Here is a 21,227-nt window from a genome sequence, read left to right as displayed (position 1 = left end):
CCCTGCGAAGAGTCCCGGCGCCGGGTTCGGCTTTGCCTTTCAGATTAGTCCTTTACCCTTTCCGGGGCCCGGTCCAGCCGCGTTCTTTGCCGCGACGACGGCATCGAAGACCTCCCGCTTGGGAAGTCCCGCGTCGGCGGCGACGGCGGCGATCGCCTCCTTGCGCCGCTCCCCCGCCTCCTCGCGCACCCGCACCCTGCGCACCAGTTCCTCGGCGTCGAGTTCGGCGGGTCCCGTCTCGGGCGCGCCCTCGACGACGACGGTGATCTCGCCGCGGACGCCCTCGGCGGCCCAGGCGGCGAGCTCGGCCAGCGGGCCGCGCTTGACCTCCTCGTACGTCTTGGTGAGCTCGCGGCAGACCGCGGCGCGGCGCTCGGCGCCGAAGACCTCGGCCATCGCGGCGAGGGTGTCGTCGAGCCGGTGCGGGGCCTCGAAGTAGACGAGGGTGCGGCGCTCGTCGGCGACCTCGCGGAGCCTGCCGAGGCGCTCGCCCGCCTTCCTCGGCAGGAAGCCCTCGAAGCAGAAGCGGTCCACGGGCAGGCCGGAGAGGGCGAGCGCGGTGAGGACGGCGGACGGGCCGGGGACGGCCGTCACCTTGACGTCCTGCTCGACGGCGGCGGCCACGAGCCGGTAGCCGGGGTCCGACACGGACGGCATGCCCGCGTCGGTGACGAGCAGCACACGGGCGCCGCCGACCAGGGCCTCGACCAGCTCCGGCGTGCGGGCGGACTCGTTGCCCTCGAAGTAGGAGACGACGCGCCCCGTGGTGTGGATGCCCAGGGCGCGGGTGAGTCCGCGCAGCCTCCGGGTGTCCTCGGCGGCCACGATGTCCGCGTTCTCCAGTTCGGTGGCGAGTCGGGGCGGAGCGTCCGCGATGTCACCGATGGGGGTCCCTGCGAGTACCAGCGTTCCTGTCACACGGCCCATCCTCCCAGCACGGAGAGGCGACGTGCACAGGCGCGTTCCCTACGATGGCGCGGTGACCAGTACCGCACCCGAGGCCCTGGAGGGCCAGCACCCCATGGCGGAGCCCGTGGCAGAGCCCTCTCCGTGGCACCAGCGGCTTCGGCGTTTCGGCTACGCGCCGCCCGCCGGCAGCGCCGCCCCCATCGGGCTGCGCGAGCGGCTCGTCCCCTCGTACGTCCGCCCGTCCCCGCGCGTGATGTCCCTGCTGGGCCTCGGGCCCGACCGGTCGGAACGGCTGTGGCGGCTGATGGCCTGGGGCGGCCCGCTCCTGGTCACGGCGGTCGCGGGGCTGCTCAGGTTCTGGAACCTGGGCAAGCCGAACGCGGTGATATTCGACGAGACGTACTACGCGAAGGACTCGTGGGCCCTGATCAACCAGGGGTACGAGGGCGCGTGGCCCAAGGACATCGACAAGACGGTCCTCAGCGATCCCGGGTCGGTTCTGGTGCCGACCGATCCCGGTTATGTGGTCCACCCGCCGATGGGCAAGTGGGTGATCGGGGTCGGCGAGAAGCTGATCGGCTTCGAGCCGTTCGGCTGGCGCTTCATGGTGGCGCTGCTGGGCACGCTGTCGGTGCTCATGCTGTGCCGGATCGGCCGGCGGCTCTTCCGCTCCACGTTCCTGGGCTGCCTGGCGGGCCTGCTGCTCGCCGTCGACGGCCTGCACTTCGTGATGAGCCGCACGGCGCTCCTCGACCAGGTGCTGATGTTCTTCGTCCTGGCGGCCTTCGGCTGCCTGGTCCTGGACCGCGACCGGACCCGGGCGCGGCTGGCGGGCGCGCTCCCGGAGGACGAGGAGGGGGTGCTGCGGCCGGACGCGGAGATCGCGGAGACGCTGCGCCTGGGGTGGCGGCCGTGGCGGATCGCGGCCGGTGTGATGCTGGGCCTGGCGGCGGCGACCAAGTGGAACGGCCTGTACGTCATGGTGGGCTTCGGGCTGCTGACGGTGCTGTGGGACGTCGGCGGGCGCCGCACGGCCGGTGCGGTCCGCCCCTATCTCGCGGTGATCAGGAAGGACCTGGTCCCGGCGTTCGTGTCGGTGGTGCCGGTGGCGATCGTCACGTACCTGGTGACGTGGACCGGCTGGATCGTCAGCGACAAGGGGTACTTCCGGAACTGGGCCGCCGACCAGGACAAGCTGGACGGCGGCGGGACGTGGGGCTGGCTGCCGCAGTGGCTGCGCAGCCTCTGGCACTACGAGTCCGAGGTCTACAGCTTCCACGTGGGGCTCACCTCGCCCCACACGTACGAGTCGAACCCCTGGTCGTGGATCGTCCTCGGCCGGCCGGTCTCCTACTTCTACGAGTCGCCCGCGCCCGGCACGGGCGGCTGCCCCGCCTCGGCGAAGGAGAAGTGCGCGGCGGAGGTGCTGGCCCTGGGCACCCCGCTGCTGTGGTGGGCGGCCTGCTTCGCGATCCTGTACGTGCTGTGGCGCTGGGCCTTCCGGCGCGACTGGCGGGCGGGCGCGATCGCCTGCGGCATCGCGGCCGGCTGGGTTCCGTGGTTCCTCTATCAGGAACGCACCATCTTCCTTTTCTACGCGGTGGTCTTCGTCCCGTTCCTGTGTCTGGCGGTGGCGATGATGCTGGGTGCGATCGTGGGGCCGGCGGGTTCCTCGGAAAGGCGCCGTACATTCGGCGCGGTGGCGGCCGGCTGCATCGTTCTCCTCATCGTCTGGAATTTCATCTATTTCTGGCCCATCTACACGGGGACTCCCATTCCGCTGGACCAATGGCGGAACCGGATGTGGCTCGACACCTGGGTGTGAGACCGGAATGTGACCTGCCGCTCTGACGGAGAAGCAGGAAGGTGCTCGACACACGCATGGGGCGCTGCTTGACTCGTGGGTTCACACGGGGAGGGGAGCGCAGCCATGCGCAGTGGGACCAAGGTCGCGATCGTCGGGGGCGTGTTCGTCGTCGTGGCGAGCGGGGTCGGGTACGGGGGGTACAACCTCTGGAACGGTGTGATGGGCGGTGACACGACGCCCAAGACCAACTCCGGCGAGGCGCAGCCCCTGACCGGTCCCGTCACGGACGAGGAGGTCACCACCGTCGCGCGGGACTTCCTCGCCGCCTGGGCCGCCGGTGAGCCGGAGAAGGCCGGGCAGCTGACGAACGACCCGGTGGCGGCGGGGCCGGCGGTGGCGGCGTACCGCGAGGGTGCGCGCGTCACGGAGGCGGTGATCACGCCGGGGACGCCGGTCGGGACGACGGTGCCGTTCACGGTGAAGGCCACGATCACGTACGAGGACGTGTCGAAGTCCTGGTCGTACCAGTCCCGGCTGAGCGTCGTGCGCGGGCAGGCGACCGGCCGGCCGCTGGTGAAGTGGGCGCCGTCCGTGCTGCACCCCAAGCTCCTCACGGCCGGGGCGACGCTGCGCACGGGGGTCGCGAAGACGCCGCCCGTGAAGGCCGTCGACCGCGACGGCACCGAGCTGACGGCCGCGAAGTACCCCTCGCTGGGGCCGGTCCTGGAGGAACTGCGGACGCGGTACGGGGCGAAGGCGGGCGGCGAGACCGGCGTCGAGACCTGGGTCGACTCGGGCGGTTCGACCGTCCCGGACACCACGCTCCTCGTCCTGTCGAAGGGGAGACCGGGCACGCTGCAGACCACCATCGACGCGGGCGTGCAGGCGGCGGCGGAGAAGGCGGTCGCCGCGCACTCCTCGGCCTCGGTGGTCGCAGTCCAGCCGTCGACGGGGGCCGTGCGGGCGGTCGCGAACAGCCCGGCGGGCGGGTTCAACACGGCGTTCTCGGGGGCGAAGATGCCCGGGTCCACGATGAAGATCGTGACGGCGGCCCTGCTCCTGGAGAAGGGCCTGGTCAAGGCCGACCAGGCCGCCGAGTGTCCGCCGAGCGCCATGTACTACGGCCGGACGATCACGAACCTCGACGGGTTCTCGCTGAAGGCCGCCACCTTCGGGGAGGGCTTCGCCCGCTCCTGCAACACCGCGTTCATCAAGAAGATCGACGACGTGGAGAAGACCGAGGGCGACGACTCCGGCCTGGCCCGGGAGGCCAGGGAGGTCTTCGGCATCGGCCTCGAATGGAAGACGGGCATCAAGTCCTTCGACGGCTCCGTCCCCGAGGCGACGGGCGGCGCGGCGGCCGAGCAGTACATCGGCCAGGGCACCGTGCAGATGAACCCGCTGAACATCGCCTCGATCACGGCGACGGCGAAGGACGGCCGGTTCCGGCAGCCGTACCTGGTCCCGGCGGCCCTGGACGACCGGACCTTCGCCGAGGCCGAGCGGGCGCTGCCTCAGGCGGTGGCGCGGCAGCTGCGCGACGTGATGCGCACCACGGCCACGGCGGGCTACGGCACGGCGGTCGGTCCGATGGCGTCGGTGCGCGGCGACAAGGGCGCGAAGACCGGTTCGGCGGAGGCCGACGGCCAGGCGACCTCGGACAGCTGGTTCACGGCGTTCGCGGACGACCTCGCGGCGGCGGCCCTCGTGGAGGAGGCCGGGCACGGCGCGACGGCGGCCGGGCCGCTCGTGGCGAAGGTGCTGAACGCCCGCTGATCCACCTCGTGGAACCCGGTCGCGTGGCCCGTACAACCAACGCTAGCGTGCGGGCCATGACCGCTGCCGAGACCCCGTCCCCCGCCCGCCCCCGATACGCCGCCGCGCCGCGCGAACCGTCCCCCGACGTCGAGGTCCGCCGCCGCGAGGCCACCGCGTGACGCCGCTCGTCACCCTGGCCGTCCTGATCGCCGCCGTCACGCACGCGAGCTGGAACGCGCTGGCCCACCACATCAGGGACCAGCTGCTCTCGTTCACCCTCATATCCGGCGGCGGCGCCCTCATCGGCCTGGTCACGGCCCTGTTCGTGCCGCTGCCCGCGGCGGAGGCATGGCCGTACCTGGCGGCCTCCGCGCTGCTGCACGTCGGCTACATGCTGCTGCTCATGCGCTCCTTCTCGCTGGGCGACTTCGGCCAGATGTACCCGATCGCGCGCGGTACGGCCCCGCTGGCCGTGACGGCACTCGCGGCCGTCTTCGTGGACGAGGTCCCGGACGGCTGGCAGCTGCTGGGCGTCGCCGTGGCCTGCGCGGGCCTGACCGGCCTCGCCGTGTGGGGCATCCGCGGCAAGGGGACGCGCCCCCACTGGCCGGCGCTCCTCGCGGCCGGTGCGACGGGCCTGGCGATCGCCGGGTACACGGTGGTGGACGGGGTCGGAGTCCGCGCCTCGGGCACCCCGCTGGGCTACATCGCGTGGCTGATGGTGCTGGAGGGCCTGGCGATCCCGGCGTACGCCCTCTGGACCCGGCGGGCGGCGCTGCTCCCGCAGCTCCGTCCGTACGCGGGACGCGGCCTGCTGGGCGCGCTGCTGTCGGTGATCGCGTACGGCCTGGTGCTCTGGGCCCAGACGAAGGCGCCGCTGGCCCCGGTCGCGGCGCTGCGCGAGTCCTCGATCATCGTGGGCGCGGCCATCGGGGCCGTGCTGTTCAAGGAGCGCTTCGGCGGGCCGAGGATCGCCGCGGCGGGACTGATGGCGGTCGGGATCGGGCTCATGCTGCACGCGGGCTGAGGGCTCAGCCCCCGGCGCCCGGACCGGCGCCCGGCCGCGGGCCGTCCCAGGACGCACGGAAGAAGTCGGTGCGGACGCGCCGGAAGCCGGTGTGGCCGGTGGCCTGCGCGTGCGCGAGGCACCAGACGGCCGGCCCCCGCCCGTCGTCCGCCGCGCCGGAGCCGTCGAGGCAGGTGGTGCACTCGGCCTCGGTGACCGTGCCGCTGCCGGTCCGGTCGGGGCGCAGCGCCCAGAGCCGGGGCCGCCGGGCGGTCCGGTGGGAGGCCTCCGCCGGGGTCACCTCGCTCCTCCGCCCGGTGCCGGCGGGGACGCGGCGGGGCGGCGCCCCGGCGGCGGTAAGTGCCGGGGGATCCGGTCGGCCCGGCGGACGCCAGGATCGCTCACGTCGACGCTCCTTCGAAGCGGTGGCCACGCCCCGGACCGTTCGCGCGGTCGCGGGGGACTTGCTGCTTCTCGTACGGACCAGCAAGATCAACTCACCGTTGCGGTCGGGATACGGCACGTGATCGCCGTCACAGCATGCCCACGCGCATCAGAAGAACGCAAGGCTGTCCGGGCACCTTCGGGCACCTTCGGGCGCCCCTCCCGCCTCACTCCCCGAGGACCTCGGCGAAGTGCCGGTTGACCGCCAGGAGGCCGCCGTCCACCCGCAGGACGGTGCCCGTGATCCAGGCCGCGTCCGCCGAGGCCAGGAACGCCACCGCCGCCGCCACGTCCTCCGGGGCGCCCACCCGCGCCAGGGGGTAGACCCGGTCGCCCAGGCTCTCCAGGTCCCGGTCCCGGCCCGACCACGCCGTCGTCGCGATCGTCCCGGGGTTGACCTGGTTCACCCGCACCCCGCGCGCCGCCGCGTCGCCCGCGAGCGTCCGGGTCAGCGACGCCAGCCCCGCCTTCGCGGCGCTGTAGGCGTGGTTCCCGAAGTCCGTCTCGGCGTTGACCGAGCCGATGTTCACGATCGCGCCCCGCCCGCCGGCCGCCGCCAGGTGCGGCAGTGCCGCCCGGGAGCAGCGGACCGCGCCCATGAAGGTGAGGTCGTGCTGGACGCCGAACACCGCGTCCGGCTCGTCCTCGAACCGGTCCCGGTCGGCCGTCACCGGACCGAGGGCGTTGTTGACGAGGACGTCGAGTCCGCCGAAGGCCTCCACCGCGTACGCCGTCGCCGCGTCCACCGAGGCCTGGTCGCCCACGTCGCAGTAGCGGTGTCCGGCGCCCGGGATCGTCTCCGCCGTGCGCCGCGCCTCCGCCTCGTCCACGTCCGTGACCAGGACCCTCGCCCCCTCGGCGGCGAGCCGCCGCGCCGTCGCCGCGCCGATGCCGCGCGCCGCGCCCGTGATCAGTACCGCGTATCCGCCGAAGCGTTCCCTGAGGTCCATGCGTCCGATCTCAGCACCCGGCCGCGGGGACGCGCCAGCCCTTCGTAACATCCCGTTCACCGATTCCCCGCCCCTTTACCCGGATAATGACGCCCCTCGGCAATTCGGCCAGAGCCGAAAGACTTTGACACACCCCCGGCGTGAATACCACGATCTACCTCGCCGACGACCACGCATTCATCAGGGGGAAAACCATGTCCACATATCAGTCGGGTGTCGAGGAAATCGCCGGTGCTCTTTCCTCCCGGAGCTACGACCTGATCTCCGGCGAGAAGGTGCAGCAGCTTCTCCGGCTGCGCTCCGAGGACGCGCTGGACGACCTGGAGGCGTTCCGCGACAGCTGGTCGCGGATGCCGCTCGACAGCTACATGGCGGACGGCGGCCGCTACCGCCGCCGCCGGCACGCCACCCTCAGCGCGCCCCGCGCGAGCACCGACTACCGCGTCGAGGAGCACCAGCCGCACTACCAGGGGCTCGACTACAACACCCTCAACGGCGGCGTGGCCCGGCACTACGAGCCGTTCGAGGACCAGATCCTGCGCGGCCGGACCATGGACAGCCTGCTCACCCTCGGCTGCGACATCTTCGGCCGCCTCGCCCCGTACTCGGGCTGGCACATCGAGGCCCACCAGTTCCGCATCGAGGTGAACGGCGAGGAGGTCGGCCTGCCCACGCCGGAGGGCGTGCACCGCGACGGCGTCACGTTCGTCCTGATGGCGATGGTCGGGCGCGCGAACGCCACCGGCGGCGAGAGCACCGTGTTCAACCTGGACAAGCAGCCGGTCGAGAAGTTCTCCCTGACCGACCCGCTGGACGTGGCCCTCGTCAACGACGAGCGGGTCTACCACGGCGTCTCGCCGATCGAGCAGATCGACCCCGCCGCCCCGGCCTCGCGCGACGTGCTGGTCATCACCTACCGTCACAAGCCGTGATGCCAGGGGCGGGTGGGAGGGGACGGGCTCCGCGGGAGCCCGGGCCCTCCCACCCGCCCACCCCTTGAGTGAGCACGTGAGCGAGAAGGCGGGAAGTCGGGAACATGGGTCAGCTCATCGCCGTGGCGGTCATCACCATTCTGGCTGTCATCAGCCCCGGCGCGGATTTCGCGATGACCGTCCGCAATAGTTATCTGTACGGAAGAACCGCCGGAGTTCTCGCGGCCGCCGGAATTGCACTCGGTGTTCTCGTCCACGTCACCTACACCATGCTCGGCGTGGGACTTCTGGTCTCCCGGACCCCCATGCTCTTCACGGCGATGAAACTCATCGGCGCCGCATATCTGGTGTACATCGGCTACAAGACGTTCGTCACCAAGGCCCAGGTCGACATCGACCTCTCGGAGGACGGCGGCCTCTCGAAGGCCGGCGCGCTGCGCACCGGCTTCCTGACGAACGCGCTCAACCCCAAGACGATGCTGTTCGTGCTCAGCACCTACACCCAGGTGGTCAGCGCGGACACCCCCGTCTTCCAGCAGGTCGGCTACGGACTCTTCATGTCCTTCGCCCACCTGGTCTGGTTCGCCCTCGCCGCGGTCCTCTTCTCCAACCAGGCCCTGAGGTCCCGGCTGCTGCAGCGGCAGACCGTGCTCAACAAGGTGATCGGGGCCGTCCTGGTGGGCCTGGGGATGCTGCTCGCGCTGACCCCCGCCATGGCCTGATCCGCCCTTCCGGCCCCGCCCGCCGCGGGTCAGTCCGTGGAGACCCGCTCCACGCGCGGCTCCGCGATCGCCCGGTAGTCCTCGGACGACAGAGCGATCGAGCGGTCGAGCCGCGCGGCGTTGAACCAGAACTCCCGGTGCGTCAGCAGAGCGGGGTCCACGAGGAGTTCGAGCCGCTCGTCGAAGGCGAACGGCAGGATGGTGCCGCTCGGCGACCCCGCGAGGTCCTCGGCGATCTCCGGGGAGGCGAAGGAGACGTAGGTGCCGCCGTACAGCGCCTTCACCGCGTTCAGGTCGATCCGCCGGTCACCGGGGACGACGACCAGCGCGAACCGCTTCTCCTTCTTGCCGATCTTGACCATGGCGATGATGCACTTGGCCGCCTCGGCGAGCGAGTGCCCGCGCAGCGCGCTGACCGCCTCGGTGCCGCCCTCCGGGGCGTGCTCGACGACCCGGTAGGCGGCCCCGCGCTCGTCCAGCAGGGCGAGCAGCTTCTCGTACGTCCCGCGGTCGGTCGCGGCGTCGGTGACGGCGTCGGCGGTCATGGGGTTCCTCCTCGTTGCGGCATGTTTCAAGTGGTTTCGTATGACGGCGCGTTGACCCTACGCCTGTTGTCCAGGTGCCTGAGCAGCGCGACACCCGAGGCGTCGAGTTCGTACAGCACCCGGACGCCCGCCCGGCGCCGGCGCACCACGCCCGCGGCCACCAGGGAGGTGAGGTGCTCGGAGACGGTGCTCGGCGCGAGTCCGAGCAGCGCCGCCAGGTCCGAGGTGGTGGTCGGGGCGACGAGTCCGCGGACGACGCCGGCCCGGCTGCGGCCGAGCAGGATCTCCAGCCGGTCGCCGCGCGCGGGTTCGTCCGCCCCGGCGCCGGCCCGCCGCCCGGGACGGGTCTCGCAGGCCAGCACGGCGGCCCCCTCCGCCTGGTACGACACGGCCGTCACCCCGTGCGGGGCGAAGCCCAGGAGCGAGGCGCCCCGGCCGAACACCAGGGGGACGAGCACGATGCGGGACACGTCGGTCCGCGCCGCGATCCGGCCCGGGGGCCCGGCGTGCAGCCGCAGCACGTCGCCGCGGCGCGAGACGCCCCCGTTCAGGGTGCCGAGCATGCGGTCGGGGCCCTGGGTGGCGAGCACCCGGGCGCGCAGCAGGACGTCGTCGTCGGTCACGGTCCGCAGCGACGCCTCGTACGGGGCGAGCGCGGCGCGCACGTAGCGCGGCAGGAAGGCGCACAGGTCGGCGATCCGCGCGGCGGGATCCGCGTACAGCGGGCGGACCTCGGCCGGGACGCCCTGCGGGAACCAGCGCTCCAGCTCCTCGCGCACCCGCGCCGGGGACACCGTGCGGAGCAGCGCGATCTCGTCGGCGAGGTCGGGCTGCCGGGCCGAGGAGGGGACGGGGAGGAGGAACGACGGCAGGGTGCCGCCGCCGGCCCGGAAGAGGTGGACGAGCCAGCCCGGCAGGGTCACCGCGGACCGCAGCAGGGAACGGCGGGCCGCCCGGCCCCAGTTGGTGTACGGCCAGGGCGCGAGCCCACGGTGTGCGGACAGCAGGCCGATGCTGCCGAACGCCTCCCAGAGCCGGCTGTCGGCGATCCTGAGGGCTCCGGCGTGGATCCCGTGTTCGGACGTCGTCAACGAAATCTCGATCACATGCGCCCCCGTGCGCCCGGTCCACCGGGCGGTGGAGCGGGCACACGCTAGCGCTCGGATGATCACCCCTCCGCGGCCCGGAAGCGCAGAATGTCAGGTCGCGCGCGGAGGAATGTCAGGTCGGGGAGGACCCGGGCTGCGGGGCCGCCGCGAGGCCCGCCGGGCCTCCCGCGCGGGACCGGCGGGAAGATCCGCCGTCCGCCCTGTAGAGGAGCGGTTCACCCCGTCCGGGCCAGCACCGATCCGACGGCCCGCACCAGGGACTGGGCCCGTGGATCGGCCGTCACCGTCTTGCGCATGCCGTTCGTCACATAGCCGAAGGCGATGCCGGAGTCGGGGTCGGCGAAGCCGAGGGAGCCGCCCCGGCCGGGGTGGCCGAAGGAGGACGGGCCGAGGAGCGGGGAGGCCGGGCCGTGGAGCATGTGGCCGAGGCCGAAGCGGGTGCCGACGAGCAGCACCCGGTCCGCGCCCGCCGACTGCTCGGTCCCGGCGAGGGCGAGGGTGTCGGGGGCGAAGAGGCGCTCGGCGCCGTCCACCGGGCCGAGGGTGGCCGCGTAGAAGCGGGAGAGGGCGCGGGCCGTGGCCACTCCGGCGGATCCGGGCAGTTCGGCCGCCCGGTAGACCGGGTCGTTCTCGTCGGGCTTGGGGTCGATGACCCCGAAGGCGCGCCGGGTCAGGGAGTCCGGGTCCTGGTAGGCCTCGGTGACGGAGCGCTTGGGGCGGAGCCGGAGGGCGCCGCTGCCGGGCGGTTCGATCTCCTCGACGGGGCCGAGGCGGCCGACCCGGTGGGCCTCGGCGTCGGGGAGTCCGATCCACAGGTCGAGGCCGAGGGGGTCGGCGATCTCCTCGGCGACCCAGCGGCCGATGGTGCGGCCGGTGGTCCGGTGGACCAGTCCGGAGAGCAGCCAGCTGAAGGTGTGGGCGTGGTAGCCGTGGGCCGTGCCTGGCTCCCAGACGGGGGCCTGCGCGGCGATCGCGCCGGTCGCGGTCTCCAGGTCGACGGCCTCGGCGAGGGTGAGCGGGCGGTCGAGGACGGGGACGCCGGCGCGGTGCGCGAGGAGCTGTCGCACGGTCACGCCGTCCTTGCCGGCGGCCTTGAACTCGGGCCAGTACGCGGCGACCGGGGCGTCCAGGTCGAGGAGCCCGCGCTGGTGCAGCAGCAGGGGGACGGCGGCGGCGACGCCCTTGGTGGCCGAGCGGACGACCTGGGCGGTCTCCTCGCGCCAGGGCGCCGGGCCGTCGGCCTCGCCGTGGGCCGCCCCGGCGTCGACGTCCCTGGTGCCGGCCCAGAGGTCGACGACCCGGGCTCCGTCGTGGTGGACGGCGACGGCCGCGCCGCGCTCGCCGCGCTGCTCGAAGTTGCGCAGGAACGCGTCCCTGACCGGCTCCCAGCCCGCCGCCACCGTGCCCTGGACGTCCACGTCCCACTCCTCCGTCGTCGATCCGACCCCCATGGTGCAACGCGGAGGGGGGAGGGCCGATTCCGGGGTCGGTCAGGCCACCGACTGCGGTACGAAGCCGAACGGCAGCTCCAGGCGGTGCCGGGCCATCAGCTCCGCGTCGGCGAGGATGTCGCCGGTCGGCCCGTCGGCGGCGATGACGCCCTCGCTGAGGATGACCGCGCGCGGGCAGAGCTCCAGGGCGTACGGCAGGTCGTGGGTGACCATGAGGACGGTGACGTCGAGCGAGCGGAGGATGTCGGCGAGCTCGCGGCGCGAGGCGGGGTCCAGGTTCGACGAGGGCTCGTCGAGGACGAGGATCTCCGGCTCCATGGCGAGGACGGTCGCGACGGCGACCCGGCGGCGCTGCCCGAAGGACAGGTGGTGCGGGGGCCGGTCCGCGTACTCCGCCATCCCGACCCGGTCGAGGGCCTCGCGGACGACGGCCTCCAGCGCGTCGCCGCGGAGGCCGGCCGCCGCGGGCCCGAAGGCCACGTCCTCGCGCACGGTCGGCATGAACAGCTGGTCGTCGGGGTCCTGGAAGACGATGCCGACCTTGCGGCGGATCTCGGCGAGGTGCTTCCTGCCGACGGGCAGCCCGGCCACGGTGACACCGCCCGCGCCGCCGGTGAGGATGCCGTTGAGGTGGAGGACGAGGGTGGTCTTGCCGGCGCCGTTGGGGCCGAGGAGGGCGACCCGTTCGCCGCGCGCGACGGTCAGGTCGACGCCGAAGAGGGCCTGGTGGCCGTCGGGGTACGCGTAGGCCAGACCGCGCACGTCGAGCGAGGGGGCGGGCGTCGGGGCGGCGGTCACAGGGTCCATCCCAGGAGGCAGATCAGCAGTGCGGTGAGCGGGAGCGTCGCGGCGTGGGCCCACTGGGCGCGGGTCGCGGTCACCTCGTCGATGACCGGCATCGTGCCGGTGTAGCCACGGCTGACCATGGCGAGGTGGACCCGCTCCCCGCGCTCGTACGAGCGGATGAAGAGGGCGCCCGCCGACTTGGCGAGGACGCCCCAGTGGCGGACGCCCCGCGCCTCGAAGCCGCGCGAGCGGCGGGCGACGGACATCCGGCGCATCTCGTCGGTGATGACGTCGCCGTACCGGATCATGAACGAGGCGATCTGGACGAGCATCGGGGGCAGCCTGAGCCGCTGGAGGCCGAGGAGCAGGGCGCGCAGCTCGGTGGTGGAGGCGAGGAGCACGGAGGCGGCGACGCCGAGGGTGCCCTTGGCGAGGACGTTCCAGGCGCCCCACAGTCCGGGGACGCTCAGCGACACCCCGAGGACGGTCGTCTGCTCGCCGGGCACCACGAAGGGCATGAGCAGCGCGAACGCGACGAACGGGACCTCGATGAGGAGCCGCCTCAGCAGGAAGCCGGCCGGGACGCGGGCCTTCGCCGCCACGGCCGCGAGGAGCAGGGCGTAGAGGCCGAACGCCCAGACGGCCTCGCGGGGCGTCGAGACGACGACCACCACGAAGCCGAGGACCGCGGCGAGCTTGGTGTGCGGGGGCAGCTCGTGGACCGGCGACCGTGCGTGCCGGTAGAGCTTGTGGGCGTGCCCGGCGCCCATGTCAGGCGCCTGCCGTGGTCGCGGGACCCATGTCAGGCCGCGGTCTCCGCGGTCTCCGCGTGCGCGCGGCGGCGGCGGACGACCCAGAAGGTCCCGGTGCCGACGGCCAGGGTCGCGCCCACGCCGATCGCGCCGGCCAGTCCGCCGGAGAGGCGGGGCGCCTCGATGCCCTTGACGCCGTAGTCGGCGAGCGGGGAGTCGGCGGCGGCGTGGTCCTCGACCTTGCTGTCGATGCCCTTGTCGGCGGCGACCTTCTCCAGGCCGTCGGGGTCGGCGGAGGCGTAGAAGGAGACGAACCCGGCGAGGACGAGCGCGGTGACGAGGCCGCCGATCCACAGCTTCCTCGGGGAGCGGGCGGGCGCGGGACGGTCGGCCGGGGCCGCGTCGACCAGCTCGCCGCCGACGCGCAGCTTGAGCGGGGCGGCGAGGCCGCGGGCGCCGTGGACGAGGTCGGGGCGGACGGCGATGACCGCGCCGACGGTCAGCGCGGTGATGACGGCCTCGCCGATGCCGATGAGGATGTGCACGCCGACCATGGCCGTGAGGACCTTGGAGACGGGGACGTCGGTGGTGCCGCCGACGGCGTAGAGGGCGGTGAAGGCGGTGGCCGCGGCCGGTACGGAGACCAGGGCGGCGACGAAGGAGGCCGCGGTCACCGAGGCCCGGGTGCGGGGCAGCAGCAGGACGAGGCCGCGGAAGAGGCCGTACGCGACGAGGACGGTGACGACGCCCATGACCGTGATGTTCACGCCGAGCGCGGTGAGGCCGCCGTCGGCGAAGAGGATGCCCTGCATGAGCAGGACGACGGCGATGCAGAGCACGCCCGTCCACGGTCCGACGAGGATCGCGGCGAGCGCGCCGCCGAGGAGGTGTCCGCTGGTCCCGGCGGCGACCGGGAAGTTCAGCATCTGCACGGCGAAGATGAAGGCCGCGACGAGCCCGGCGAGCGGGGCCGTGCGCTCCCCCCCGTGGCCCTCGCCGAGTTCCCGCCGTGCCCCGCGCAGGCTCACGGCGACGGCGCCGGCGGCGACGACACCGGCGGCGACCGATACGGGGGCGTTGATGAATCCGTCAGGTACATGCACGTCCTGAATGATGAGCGCTCCTGCAAAGTGCTCGCAAGAGCGCACAGGTCACAGAACGGCGGCGCATGGTTCCCGCTCTCGCCGGGCAGGAGGGGTGCATGAGCCGATAAAGTCGACAAGAGGACAAACTGTGAAGGAGCCCACGATGGCCACCGCCGCAGACGACTCGGACCTCGACCACGCGGTCGAGGACCACGCCAAGGGACGCATCATCAGCGACGCCCCGCTCTCGCGGCCCGTCCCCGTCGACCTCCGCTTCGATCCGGAGTTCTCGCCCGCCACCGTCCGCTTCGTCTTCCCCGGCGACGTCGAGTGGTCCTTCCCCCGCGTCCTGCTGGAGACCGGGCTGCGCGCGCCGACCCGCCGCGGCGACATCGGCGTCTGGCCCTGCGGCCGCGTCCAGACGGTCGTGGAGCTCCACAAGGACGACGGCGTGGTGACCGTCGTCCAGTTCGACACCACGGCGCTGACCCGGTTCCTGAAGCACACGTACGCCGCCGGCGCATCGGTGACGACGGGCTGACGGCGTACGGACGGGCCGGGCCTCAGGGCATATGCCCTGAGGCCCGGCCCTCGGGTCAGACCTTCACGAGGTCCGGCTTCGGGGTGCCGCCGCTGGTGTCGGCGGCGAGTCCTTCGCCCTCCACGTCCACGTTGGGCAGGATCCGGTCCAGCCACCTGGGCAGCCACCAGGCCTTGTGGCCGAGCAGCGCGAGGACGGCCGGGACGATCGCCATGCGGACCACGAAGGCGTCGAAGAGGACCGCGACGGCCAGGCCGAAGCCGATCATCTTGATCATCTGGTCGGTCATGCCGATGAAGCCGGAGAACACCGCGATCATGATCACCGCGGCGGCGGTGACCACCCGGGCGCTGTGCCGGAAGCCGGTGACGATGGCCTCGCCGGGGCGCTCGCCGTGGACGTACGCCTCCCGCATGCGGGTCACGAGGAAGACCTCGTAGTCCATCGCGAGGCCGAAGACGACACCCACCATGAAGATCGGCATCATCGACATGATCGGGCCGGTCTGCTCCACCCCGAAGAGGCTGCCGAGCCAGCCCCACTGGAAGACCGCGACGACGGCGCCGAGGGCCGCGACCACCGAGAGCAGGAAGCCGAGGGCCGCCTTCAGCGGGACGAGGACCGAGCGGAAGACCACGGTCAGGAGCAGGAAGGCCAGGCCGACGACGAGGGCCAGGTACGGCACCAGGGCGTCGTTCATCTTCTGCGAGAAGTCGATGTTCATCGCGGTGGCGCCGGTCACGAGGACGTCGTCGCCGGTGGCGCCCCGGATGTCGTGCACGAGGGTCTCGGTCGCGGCCGAGGACGGGCGGTCCTTGGGGACGACCGTGATCATCGCGGCGTCGCCGGCCTTGTTCGGGGTCGCCGGGGTCACGGCGGCCCAGCCGTCGAGGCGCTTGATGGTGGAGACCGTGCGGTCGGCGGTCGCCTTGTCGCCGTCCACGACGACGAGCAGCGGGCCGTTGAAGCCGGGGCCGAAGCCGTCGGAGAGGGTGTCGTAGGCCCGGCGCTCGGTGGTGGAGGTCGGCTTCACGCCGTCGTCCGGGAGGCCCATCTCCAGGGAGGCGGCGGGCAGCGCGATCGCGCCGAGGCCGAGGACGCCGACCAGCAGCACCATGACGGGGCGGCGGATGACGAAGCGGGCCCAGCGGGTGCCGCCGTTCGGCCTGGCGCCCTTCCCGCCGTCGGCGGCGCCGTCGCCGGCACCGGCCGCGGCGGCCTTGCGCTGCTTGCGCCCGACGACCTTGTCGCCGGCGAAGCCGAGCAGGGCCGGGATCAGGGTGAGCGCGATCAGGACGGCGATCACGACCGTGCCGGCGGCGGCGAAGCCCATCTTCGTCAGCATCGGGATGTTGACGACGGCCAGGCCGACCAGGGCGATGACGACGGTGAGACCGGCGAAGACGACGGCGGAGCCCGCCGTGCCGACGGCGCGGCCGGCCGCGTCCTCCTTCTCACGGCCCTCGGCCAGCTCCGCGCGGTAGCGGGAGACGATGAAGAGCGCGTAGTCGATGCCGACCGCGAGGCCGATCATCATCGCGAGGGTGGAGGTGGTGGAGCCGAGGTCCAGGACGTTGGCGAGCGCCGTGATCGAGGAGACGCCGATGCCGACGCCGATGATCGCGGTGAGCAGCGGCAGTCCGGCGGCGACGAGCGAGCCGAAGGTGATGACGAGCACGATGCCGGCGATGACCACGCCGACGATCTCGCCCGCGCCGGTCTCGGGCATGGTCTGGAGGGCGTCGCCGCCGACCTCGACGGTCAGCCCCTTGCCCTGCGCGTCGTGACCGGCCTCGGTGAGCGCCTCGCGCGTCCCGTCGGTCAGCTCCATCGCGTTGACCTTGTAGGCGACGGAGACGTAGGCGGTGGAGCCGTCCCGGGAGACGGCCTGACCGGTGTACGGGTCGGTGACCGAGACGATCTGGTCCGAGCCGGACTTCAGGGCGGCGACGGTGTCCTCGACGACGGCCTTGTGCGCCGGGTCGGTCATCTTCTGGCCCTCGGGGGCCTTGAAGACGACGCGGGCGGTGGCTCCGTCGGCGCCCGCGCCCGGGAAGCGCTCCTCCAGGAGGTCGAAGGCGCGCTGGGCCTCGGTGCCGGGGATCGAGAAGGAACTGGAGGTCGCGACGGGTGCGGTGGCGGCACCGATCCCGGCGACCGCCAGGAGGGCCACCCACAGGAGGGCGACGAGCCGTCGGCGCCGGAAGGCGGAACGGCCCAGCTTGTACAGGAACGTGGCCACGGGGGCGTACTCCCATTCTTGGTGGGACAGGGCATGGGGAGCCGGCCCGACGGCGTGAGCGGTTCGACGTCAGGTGGAGAGGGTGGGGAAGGTGGTGAGGGGCTGTGCGGGTACTGCGGGGTTCAGACGCCGAGTGAGGGGAGCACGACGGCGTCGACGTACGCGCTGAGGAACGCGCGGTCGACCGGCTGATCGTCGATCAGCGGCCGGGCGACGAACGCACCGATCAGCATGTGCGGGATGAGCTTGAGCGCCGGGTTCCCGGCGTCGACCTCACCCCTGCGGACCGCTCTGCGCAGCACTTCGTCGAGGCCGTTCATCTCGGGTTCGATGAGCAGTTCGCGAAGCGCCCGGTGCAGTTCGGGGTTGGCGTGGACGGCATGGGCCAGGCCCCGCATCAGCGCGGAGTCCTTCTCCATCTGACAGTCGTCGGTCCGTGCCATCAGTTCGTGGAAGTCGCCGCGCAGCGAGCCGGTGTCGATCTCGGAGAGGTCGGCCGGCTTGTTGGCGCGCAGCGCCCTGGCGACCAGCTCGGGCTTGCTCCCCCACTGGCGGTAGAGGGTGGCCTTGCTGGAGTGGGTGCGGGCGGCGACGGCGTCCATGGTGAGGGCGTCGTATCCGACCTCGCGGAGGAGGTCGAGCACGGCTCCGTACAGCTCGGACTCCCGCTCCGGGGTGAGTCTGCTGCGGGCCATGGCCGAACCTCCGGACCGAACGAAACGGTTTCGTACAGTACGAAGATACCCCCGCCCTCAACGAAACGAAACCGTTTCGTACGTGTCCTGGGCCACACCGGAGCAGCGCCGCCCCGACCTCGAAGACGCCCGCAAGTACGTACGAGTTGCCGCACCCCCTCCGCGCGGAAAGCATGAAGAGGTGAGTGACGACGTCGCGTATCTCCGCTTTCCCCACCTCCACGACGACCTGCTGTGCTTCGCCGCCGAGGACGATCTCTGGATCGCCCCGCTCGTCCCCGAGGGCCGACGCCCCGGCCGGGCCTGGCGGCTCACCGTCGACCGGACGCGGGTCGGGCACCCGCGCTTCTCCCCCGACGGCCGGCAGATCGCGTACACGAACTGGCGCAGCCTCGACCCAGAGATCCACCTCGTCCCCATCGACGGCGGGCCCGCCCGGCGGCTCACCTACTGGGGCTCGACCGACACCCGCGTCTGCGGCTGGACTCCCCCCGACCGGGACGGCCGCTCCGACATCCTCGCCGTCTCCTCCCACGGCCAGCCCTTCTCCTACTTCTCCTGGGCCTACAACGTCCCCACCGACGGCTCCCCCGGCGGCCGGCTGCCCTGGGGCCCCGTCTCCGACATCGCCGTCACCGAGCACGGCGCCGCGGACGGGCAGGAGGCCGAGCGCCGCACCCTCCTCCTCACCGGGAAGCCGCCGCACGAGCCCGCCGCCTGGAAGCGCTACCTCGGCGGCGCCACCGGCCGCCTCTGGCTGCACGGCGAACGGCTGCTCCCCGACATCGGCGGCCACCTCGACTGCCCGATGGCCGTCGGCGGCCGGGTCGCGTTCCTCTCCGACCACGAGGGCGTCGGCAACCTCTACTCCTGCCTGCCCGACGGCACCGGACTGCTCCGGCACACCGACCACGACGAGTTCTACGCCCGCCACGCCTCCAGCGACGGCCACCGCGTCGTCTACCAGTGCGCCGGTGACCTGTGGATCGTCGACGCCCTCACCCCCGACTCCCGCCCCCGGCGGCTGGAGGTGCGGCTCGGCGGCCAGCGCGTCGGCCGGCGCCCCTACCAGGTCCCCGCGGCCCACCACATCGACGCCGTCTCCGTCGACGAGACCGGCCGGGCCAGCGCCGTCTCCGTGCGCGGCAGCCTCTACTGGCTGACCCACCGCGACGGCCCGGCCCGCACCATCGTCGACACCCCCGGCGTCCGGGTCAGGCTGCCCGAGATGCTCGGCAGCGGCGGCCAGGTCGCGTACGTCACCGACGCCGCGGGCGAGGACGCCGTCGAGGTCGCCTACCTGCCGCGGGCCAGCGGCGACCGGCCGCCGCGCCGGCTCGCCTCCGGCGACCTCGGACGGGTCGAGGAGCTGATCGCCGACCCGGACGGCGAGCGGCTCGCCCTCGCCTCCCACGACGGCCGGCTGCTCCTCGTCGACACCGCCGAGGACGCCGACGGCGAGGTCACCGAACTGATCCGGTCCGTCAACGGGCCCGTCCGCGACCTGGCCTTCTCCCCCGACGGCGCCTGGCTCACCTGGTCGCACCCGGGCATCGGCCGCTCGCTGCGCTCGATCAAGATGGCCCGGATCTCCGGCCCCGGAGCACGGACCGTCGTCGACGTCACCAACGGCCGCTTCGAGGACGAGAACCCCGTCTTCACCCGCGACGGCCGCTACCTCGCCTTCCTCTCCTGGCGGGGCTTCGACCCGGTGTACGACGTGCACACCGGCGACCTGTCCTTCCCGCTGGGCTGCCGCCCCTACCTGGTCCCGCTCTCCTCCGCGACCCCGTCCCCCTTCGCGCTGCTCCCCGACGGCCGCCCGGCCGCCGGCGGCCTCGACCCGGCCGACGACGACACGGAGGCCACCACCGACGGCACGGTCACCGTCGAGATCGAGGGGCTCGCCGACCGGGTCACCCCCTTCCCGGTCTCCGCCTCCAAGTACTCCGCCCTGCACCCGGTGAGCGGCGGCGGCCTGGTCTGGCTGCGGTGGCCCATCTCGGGGGCGCTCGGCGAGACCTTCGCCAACCCCACCGACACCTCCGGCCGGCCCACCCTGGAGCACTTCTCCATCGTCAAGGCCCGCAAGAGCGAACTCGCCAAGGACCTCGACTGGTTCGCCGTCAGCGGCGACGGCACCCGGCTCGTCGTCGCCGACGAGGGCGACCTGCGGGCCGTGCCCTCCACCGAGTCCGGGGACGGCGACTCCACGGTCTACCTGGACCTGCGGCGCATCCTCCACGAGGTCGAGCCGGGCGCCGAGTGGCGGCAGGCCTTCGACGAGGCCGGGCGGATCGTCCGCGCCTACTTCTGGGAGCCCGACATGGGCGGGGTCGACTGGACGGCCGTCCTCGACCAGTACCGGCCCCTCGTCGAACGGGTCTCCTCCCCCGACGAGTTCGCCGACCTGCTCCGCGAGGTCATGGGCGAACTGGGCACCTCCCACGCGTACGTCACCCCCGCCCGGCGCAACGAGGGCCCCCCGCACTACCAGCGTCCGATGGGCCTGCTCGGCGCCAACCTCGTGCACCGGGAGGCCGGCTGGACCGTCAAGCGGATCCTCCCCGGCGAGTCCTCCGACTCCAAGGCCCGCTCGCCGCTGGCCGGCACCGGCATCCGCGAGGGCGCCGTCCTCACCCACGTCGACGGCCGTCCCGTCGACCCGGTCGCCGGGCCGTACCCGCTGTTCTCCGGCACCGGCGGCACCACCGTCGAGCTGACCTTCACCCCCGCCGAGGGCGAGGGCCGGGCCCGCCGCGTGGCCGTCGTCCCGCTCGTCGACGAACGTCCGCTGCGCTACCAGGACTGGGTCGCCAAGCGCCGGGCCGTGGTCCGCGAGCTCAGCGGCGGCCGCTGCGGCTACCTCCACATCCCCGACATGGGCGGCTCCGGCTGGGCCCAGTTCAACCGGGACCTGCGCATGGAGGTCTCCCGGCCCGCCCTGATCGTCGACGTCCGCGGCAACGCCGGCGGCAACATCAGCGAGCTCGTGATGGAGAAGCTCACCCGCCGGATCCTCGGCTGGGACCTCACCCGGAACGCCCAGCCCGTCTCGTACGCCTCCAACGCCCCGCGCGGCCCCGTCGTCGCCCTCGCCGACGAGGCCACCTCCTCCGACGGCGACATGATCACCGCCGCGTTCAAGCTCCTCGGCCTGGGTCCCGTCGTCGGCCAGCGCACCTGGGGCGGGGTCGTCGGCATGACCGGCCGCCACCGGCTCGGCGACGGCACCCAGATCACCGTCCCGATGAACGCGGCCTGGTTCCCCGAGTACGGCTGGTCCCTGGAGAACCAGGGCGTCGAGCCGGACCTCGCGGTCCTGCGCACCCCCCTCGACTGGGCGGAGGGCCGGCACGCCCAGCTCGACGACGCGGTCGAGGTGGCCCTCGCCCTCCTCGCCGAGACCCCGGCGTCGAGCCCCCCGGGCTACACGGACCTCCCCGACCGCTCCCGCCCGAAACTGCCCCCGCGCCCGGAGGATGCCCCGTAG

Annotated in this window: 18 protein-coding genes; 7 read left to right on the top strand and 11 right to left on the bottom strand. The window is 73.0% G+C overall.

Features of this window, described 5'->3' with window-relative positions; genetic code table 11:
- Positions 1-39: 39 nt before the first annotated feature.
- Positions 40-927, bottom strand: coding sequence for a 16S rRNA (cytidine(1402)-2'-O)-methyltransferase (gene rsmI / locus ACF09E_RS31125; protein WP_361846565.1), 888 nt, complete (start codon positions 925-927; stop codon positions 40-42).
- Between the two features lie 52 nt (positions 928-979).
- Between rsmI and ACF09E_RS31120 the strand changes: the two genes are divergently transcribed.
- From ACF09E_RS31120 to ACF09E_RS31110, 3 genes are all read left to right on the top strand, one after another.
- A complete protein-coding gene (locus ACF09E_RS31120; protein ID WP_392208975.1) occupies positions 980-2,734 on the top strand; it encodes a dolichyl-phosphate-mannose--protein mannosyltransferase in 1,755 nt (584 codons plus the stop codon).
- A gap of 105 nt (positions 2,735-2,839) precedes the next feature.
- Positions 2,840-4,492, top strand: coding sequence for a penicillin-binding transpeptidase domain-containing protein (locus ACF09E_RS31115; protein ID WP_392208973.1), 1,653 nt, complete (start codon positions 2,840-2,842; stop codon positions 4,490-4,492).
- Between the two features lie 157 nt (positions 4,493-4,649).
- Positions 4,650-5,501: an EamA family transporter gene (locus tag ACF09E_RS31110; RefSeq protein ID WP_392208971.1), complete on the top strand. Its 852-nt coding sequence runs from the start codon at positions 4,650-4,652 to the stop codon at positions 5,499-5,501.
- 4 nt (positions 5,502-5,505) lie between these two features.
- On the opposite strand, the gene ACF09E_RS31105 is transcribed toward ACF09E_RS31110, so the two are convergent.
- The gene (locus tag ACF09E_RS31105; RefSeq protein WP_392208969.1) at positions 5,506-5,781 is read right to left on the bottom strand and encodes a hypothetical protein; all 276 of its coding nucleotides are present in this window, start codon (positions 5,779-5,781) and stop codon (positions 5,506-5,508) included.
- A 310-nt stretch (positions 5,782-6,091) separates the two neighbouring features.
- Positions 6,092-6,874 carry an SDR family NAD(P)-dependent oxidoreductase gene (locus ACF09E_RS31100; protein WP_392208967.1) on the bottom strand — a complete coding sequence of 261 codons (783 nt, stop codon included), beginning with the start codon at positions 6,872-6,874 and terminating at the stop codon, positions 6,092-6,094.
- A gap of 194 nt (positions 6,875-7,068) precedes the next feature.
- On the opposite strand from ACF09E_RS31100, the gene ACF09E_RS31095 reads away from it, so the two are divergent.
- Together ACF09E_RS31095 and ACF09E_RS31090 are read left to right on the top strand one after the other, a co-directional pair.
- The gene (locus ACF09E_RS31095) at positions 7,069-7,806 is read left to right on the top strand and encodes a 2OG-Fe dioxygenase family protein (RefSeq protein ID WP_361846553.1); all 738 of its coding nucleotides are present in this window, start codon (positions 7,069-7,071) and stop codon (positions 7,804-7,806) included.
- Between the two features lie 104 nt (positions 7,807-7,910).
- Positions 7,911-8,528: a LysE family translocator gene (locus tag ACF09E_RS31090; RefSeq protein ID WP_392208965.1), complete on the top strand. Its 618-nt coding sequence runs from the start codon at positions 7,911-7,913 to the stop codon at positions 8,526-8,528.
- 29 nt (positions 8,529-8,557) lie between these two features.
- On the opposite strand, the gene ACF09E_RS31085 is transcribed toward ACF09E_RS31090, so the two are convergent.
- The 6 genes from ACF09E_RS31085 to ACF09E_RS31060 form a co-directional block, all read right to left on the bottom strand.
- On the bottom strand, positions 8,558-9,073 hold the full coding sequence (locus ACF09E_RS31085) for a YbaK/EbsC family protein (RefSeq protein WP_392208963.1): 516 nt from the start codon (positions 9,071-9,073) through the stop codon (positions 8,558-8,560).
- Positions 9,074-9,099: 26 nt separating this feature from the next.
- Positions 9,100-10,164 (bottom strand): ArsR family transcriptional regulator, encoded by a 1,065-nt coding sequence (locus tag ACF09E_RS31080; protein WP_392208961.1) that lies wholly within the window; start codon positions 10,162-10,164, stop codon positions 9,100-9,102.
- 233 nt (positions 10,165-10,397) lie between these two features.
- Positions 10,398-11,633: a serine hydrolase domain-containing protein gene (locus ACF09E_RS31075; protein ID WP_392208959.1), complete on the bottom strand. Its 1,236-nt coding sequence runs from the start codon at positions 11,631-11,633 to the stop codon at positions 10,398-10,400.
- Positions 11,634-11,672: 39 nt separating this feature from the next.
- The gene (locus tag ACF09E_RS31070) at positions 11,673-12,440 is read right to left on the bottom strand and encodes an energy-coupling factor ABC transporter ATP-binding protein (protein ID WP_392208957.1); all 768 of its coding nucleotides are present in this window, start codon (positions 12,438-12,440) and stop codon (positions 11,673-11,675) included.
- Entirely contained in the window at positions 12,428-13,189 is a 762-nt protein-coding gene (gene cbiQ / locus ACF09E_RS31065) for a cobalt ECF transporter T component CbiQ (protein WP_392208955.1), read from the bottom strand. Before cbiQ ends, ACF09E_RS31070 begins: the two co-directional genes overlap by 13 nt.
- 32 nt (positions 13,190-13,221) lie before the next feature.
- Positions 13,222-14,274, bottom strand: coding sequence for an energy-coupling factor ABC transporter permease (locus tag ACF09E_RS31060; protein ID WP_392208953.1), 1,053 nt, complete (start codon positions 14,272-14,274; stop codon positions 13,222-13,224).
- A gap of 145 nt (positions 14,275-14,419) precedes the next feature.
- Between ACF09E_RS31060 and ACF09E_RS31055 the strand changes: the two genes are divergently transcribed.
- Positions 14,420-14,797 carry an SsgA family sporulation/cell division regulator gene (locus ACF09E_RS31055; protein ID WP_388806215.1) on the top strand — a complete coding sequence of 126 codons (378 nt, stop codon included), beginning with the start codon at positions 14,420-14,422 and terminating at the stop codon, positions 14,795-14,797.
- Between the two features lie 55 nt (positions 14,798-14,852).
- Here the strand turns inward: ACF09E_RS31055 and ACF09E_RS31050 are convergent, their stop codons facing one another.
- Entirely contained in the window at positions 14,853-17,039 is a 2,187-nt protein-coding gene (locus ACF09E_RS31050; RefSeq protein WP_392208951.1) for an MMPL family transporter, read from the bottom strand.
- Positions 17,040-17,161: 122 nt separating this feature from the next.
- Positions 17,162-17,734: a TetR/AcrR family transcriptional regulator gene (locus ACF09E_RS31045; RefSeq protein ID WP_388806219.1), complete on the bottom strand. Its 573-nt coding sequence runs from the start codon at positions 17,732-17,734 to the stop codon at positions 17,162-17,164.
- Between the two features lie 181 nt (positions 17,735-17,915).
- On the opposite strand from ACF09E_RS31045, the gene ACF09E_RS31040 reads away from it, so the two are divergent.
- Positions 17,916-21,227 (top strand): S41 family peptidase, encoded by a 3,312-nt coding sequence (locus ACF09E_RS31040; RefSeq protein ID WP_392208948.1) that lies wholly within the window; start codon positions 17,916-17,918, stop codon positions 21,225-21,227.

The sequence above is a fragment of the Streptomyces sp. NPDC014891 genome (assembly GCF_043081085.1).
In the GTDB taxonomy this organism is placed as follows: Bacteria; Actinomycetota; Actinomycetes; order Streptomycetales; family Streptomycetaceae; genus Streptomyces.
Note: the sequence above shows the minus strand (reverse complement) of the source record. Positions and strands in the feature narration are given on the sequence as shown.

Excerpts from the sequence above, each read along its gene's own strand:
- cbiQ (WP_392208955.1), bottom strand. The coding sequence starts at position 13,189 with ATGGGCGCCGGGCACGCCCACAAGCTCTACCGGCACGCACGGTCGCCG.
- ACF09E_RS31090 (WP_392208965.1), top strand. The coding sequence starts at position 7,911 with ATGGGTCAGCTCATCGCCGTGGCGGTCATCACCATTCTGGCTGTCATC.
- ACF09E_RS31100 (WP_392208967.1), bottom strand. The coding sequence starts at position 6,874 with ATGGACCTCAGGGAACGCTTCGGCGGATACGCGGTACTGATCACGGGC.
- ACF09E_RS31055 (WP_388806215.1), top strand. The coding sequence starts at position 14,420 with ATGGCCACCGCCGCAGACGACTCGGACCTCGACCACGCGGTCGAGGAC.
- ACF09E_RS31075 (WP_392208959.1), bottom strand. The coding sequence starts at position 11,633 with ATGGGGGTCGGATCGACGACGGAGGAGTGGGACGTGGACGTCCAGGGC.
- ACF09E_RS31095 (WP_361846553.1), top strand. The coding sequence starts at position 7,069 with ATGTCCACATATCAGTCGGGTGTCGAGGAAATCGCCGGTGCTCTTTCC.
- ACF09E_RS31085 (WP_392208963.1), bottom strand. The coding sequence starts at position 9,073 with ATGACCGCCGACGCCGTCACCGACGCCGCGACCGACCGCGGGACGTAC.
- ACF09E_RS31045 (WP_388806219.1), bottom strand. The coding sequence starts at position 17,734 with ATGGCCCGCAGCAGACTCACCCCGGAGCGGGAGTCCGAGCTGTACGGA.
- ACF09E_RS31115 (WP_392208973.1), top strand. The coding sequence starts at position 2,840 with ATGCGCAGTGGGACCAAGGTCGCGATCGTCGGGGGCGTGTTCGTCGTC.
- ACF09E_RS31070 (WP_392208957.1), bottom strand. The coding sequence starts at position 12,440 with ATGGACCCTGTGACCGCCGCCCCGACGCCCGCCCCCTCGCTCGACGTG.
- rsmI (WP_361846565.1), bottom strand. The coding sequence starts at position 927 with ATGGGCCGTGTGACAGGAACGCTGGTACTCGCAGGGACCCCCATCGGT.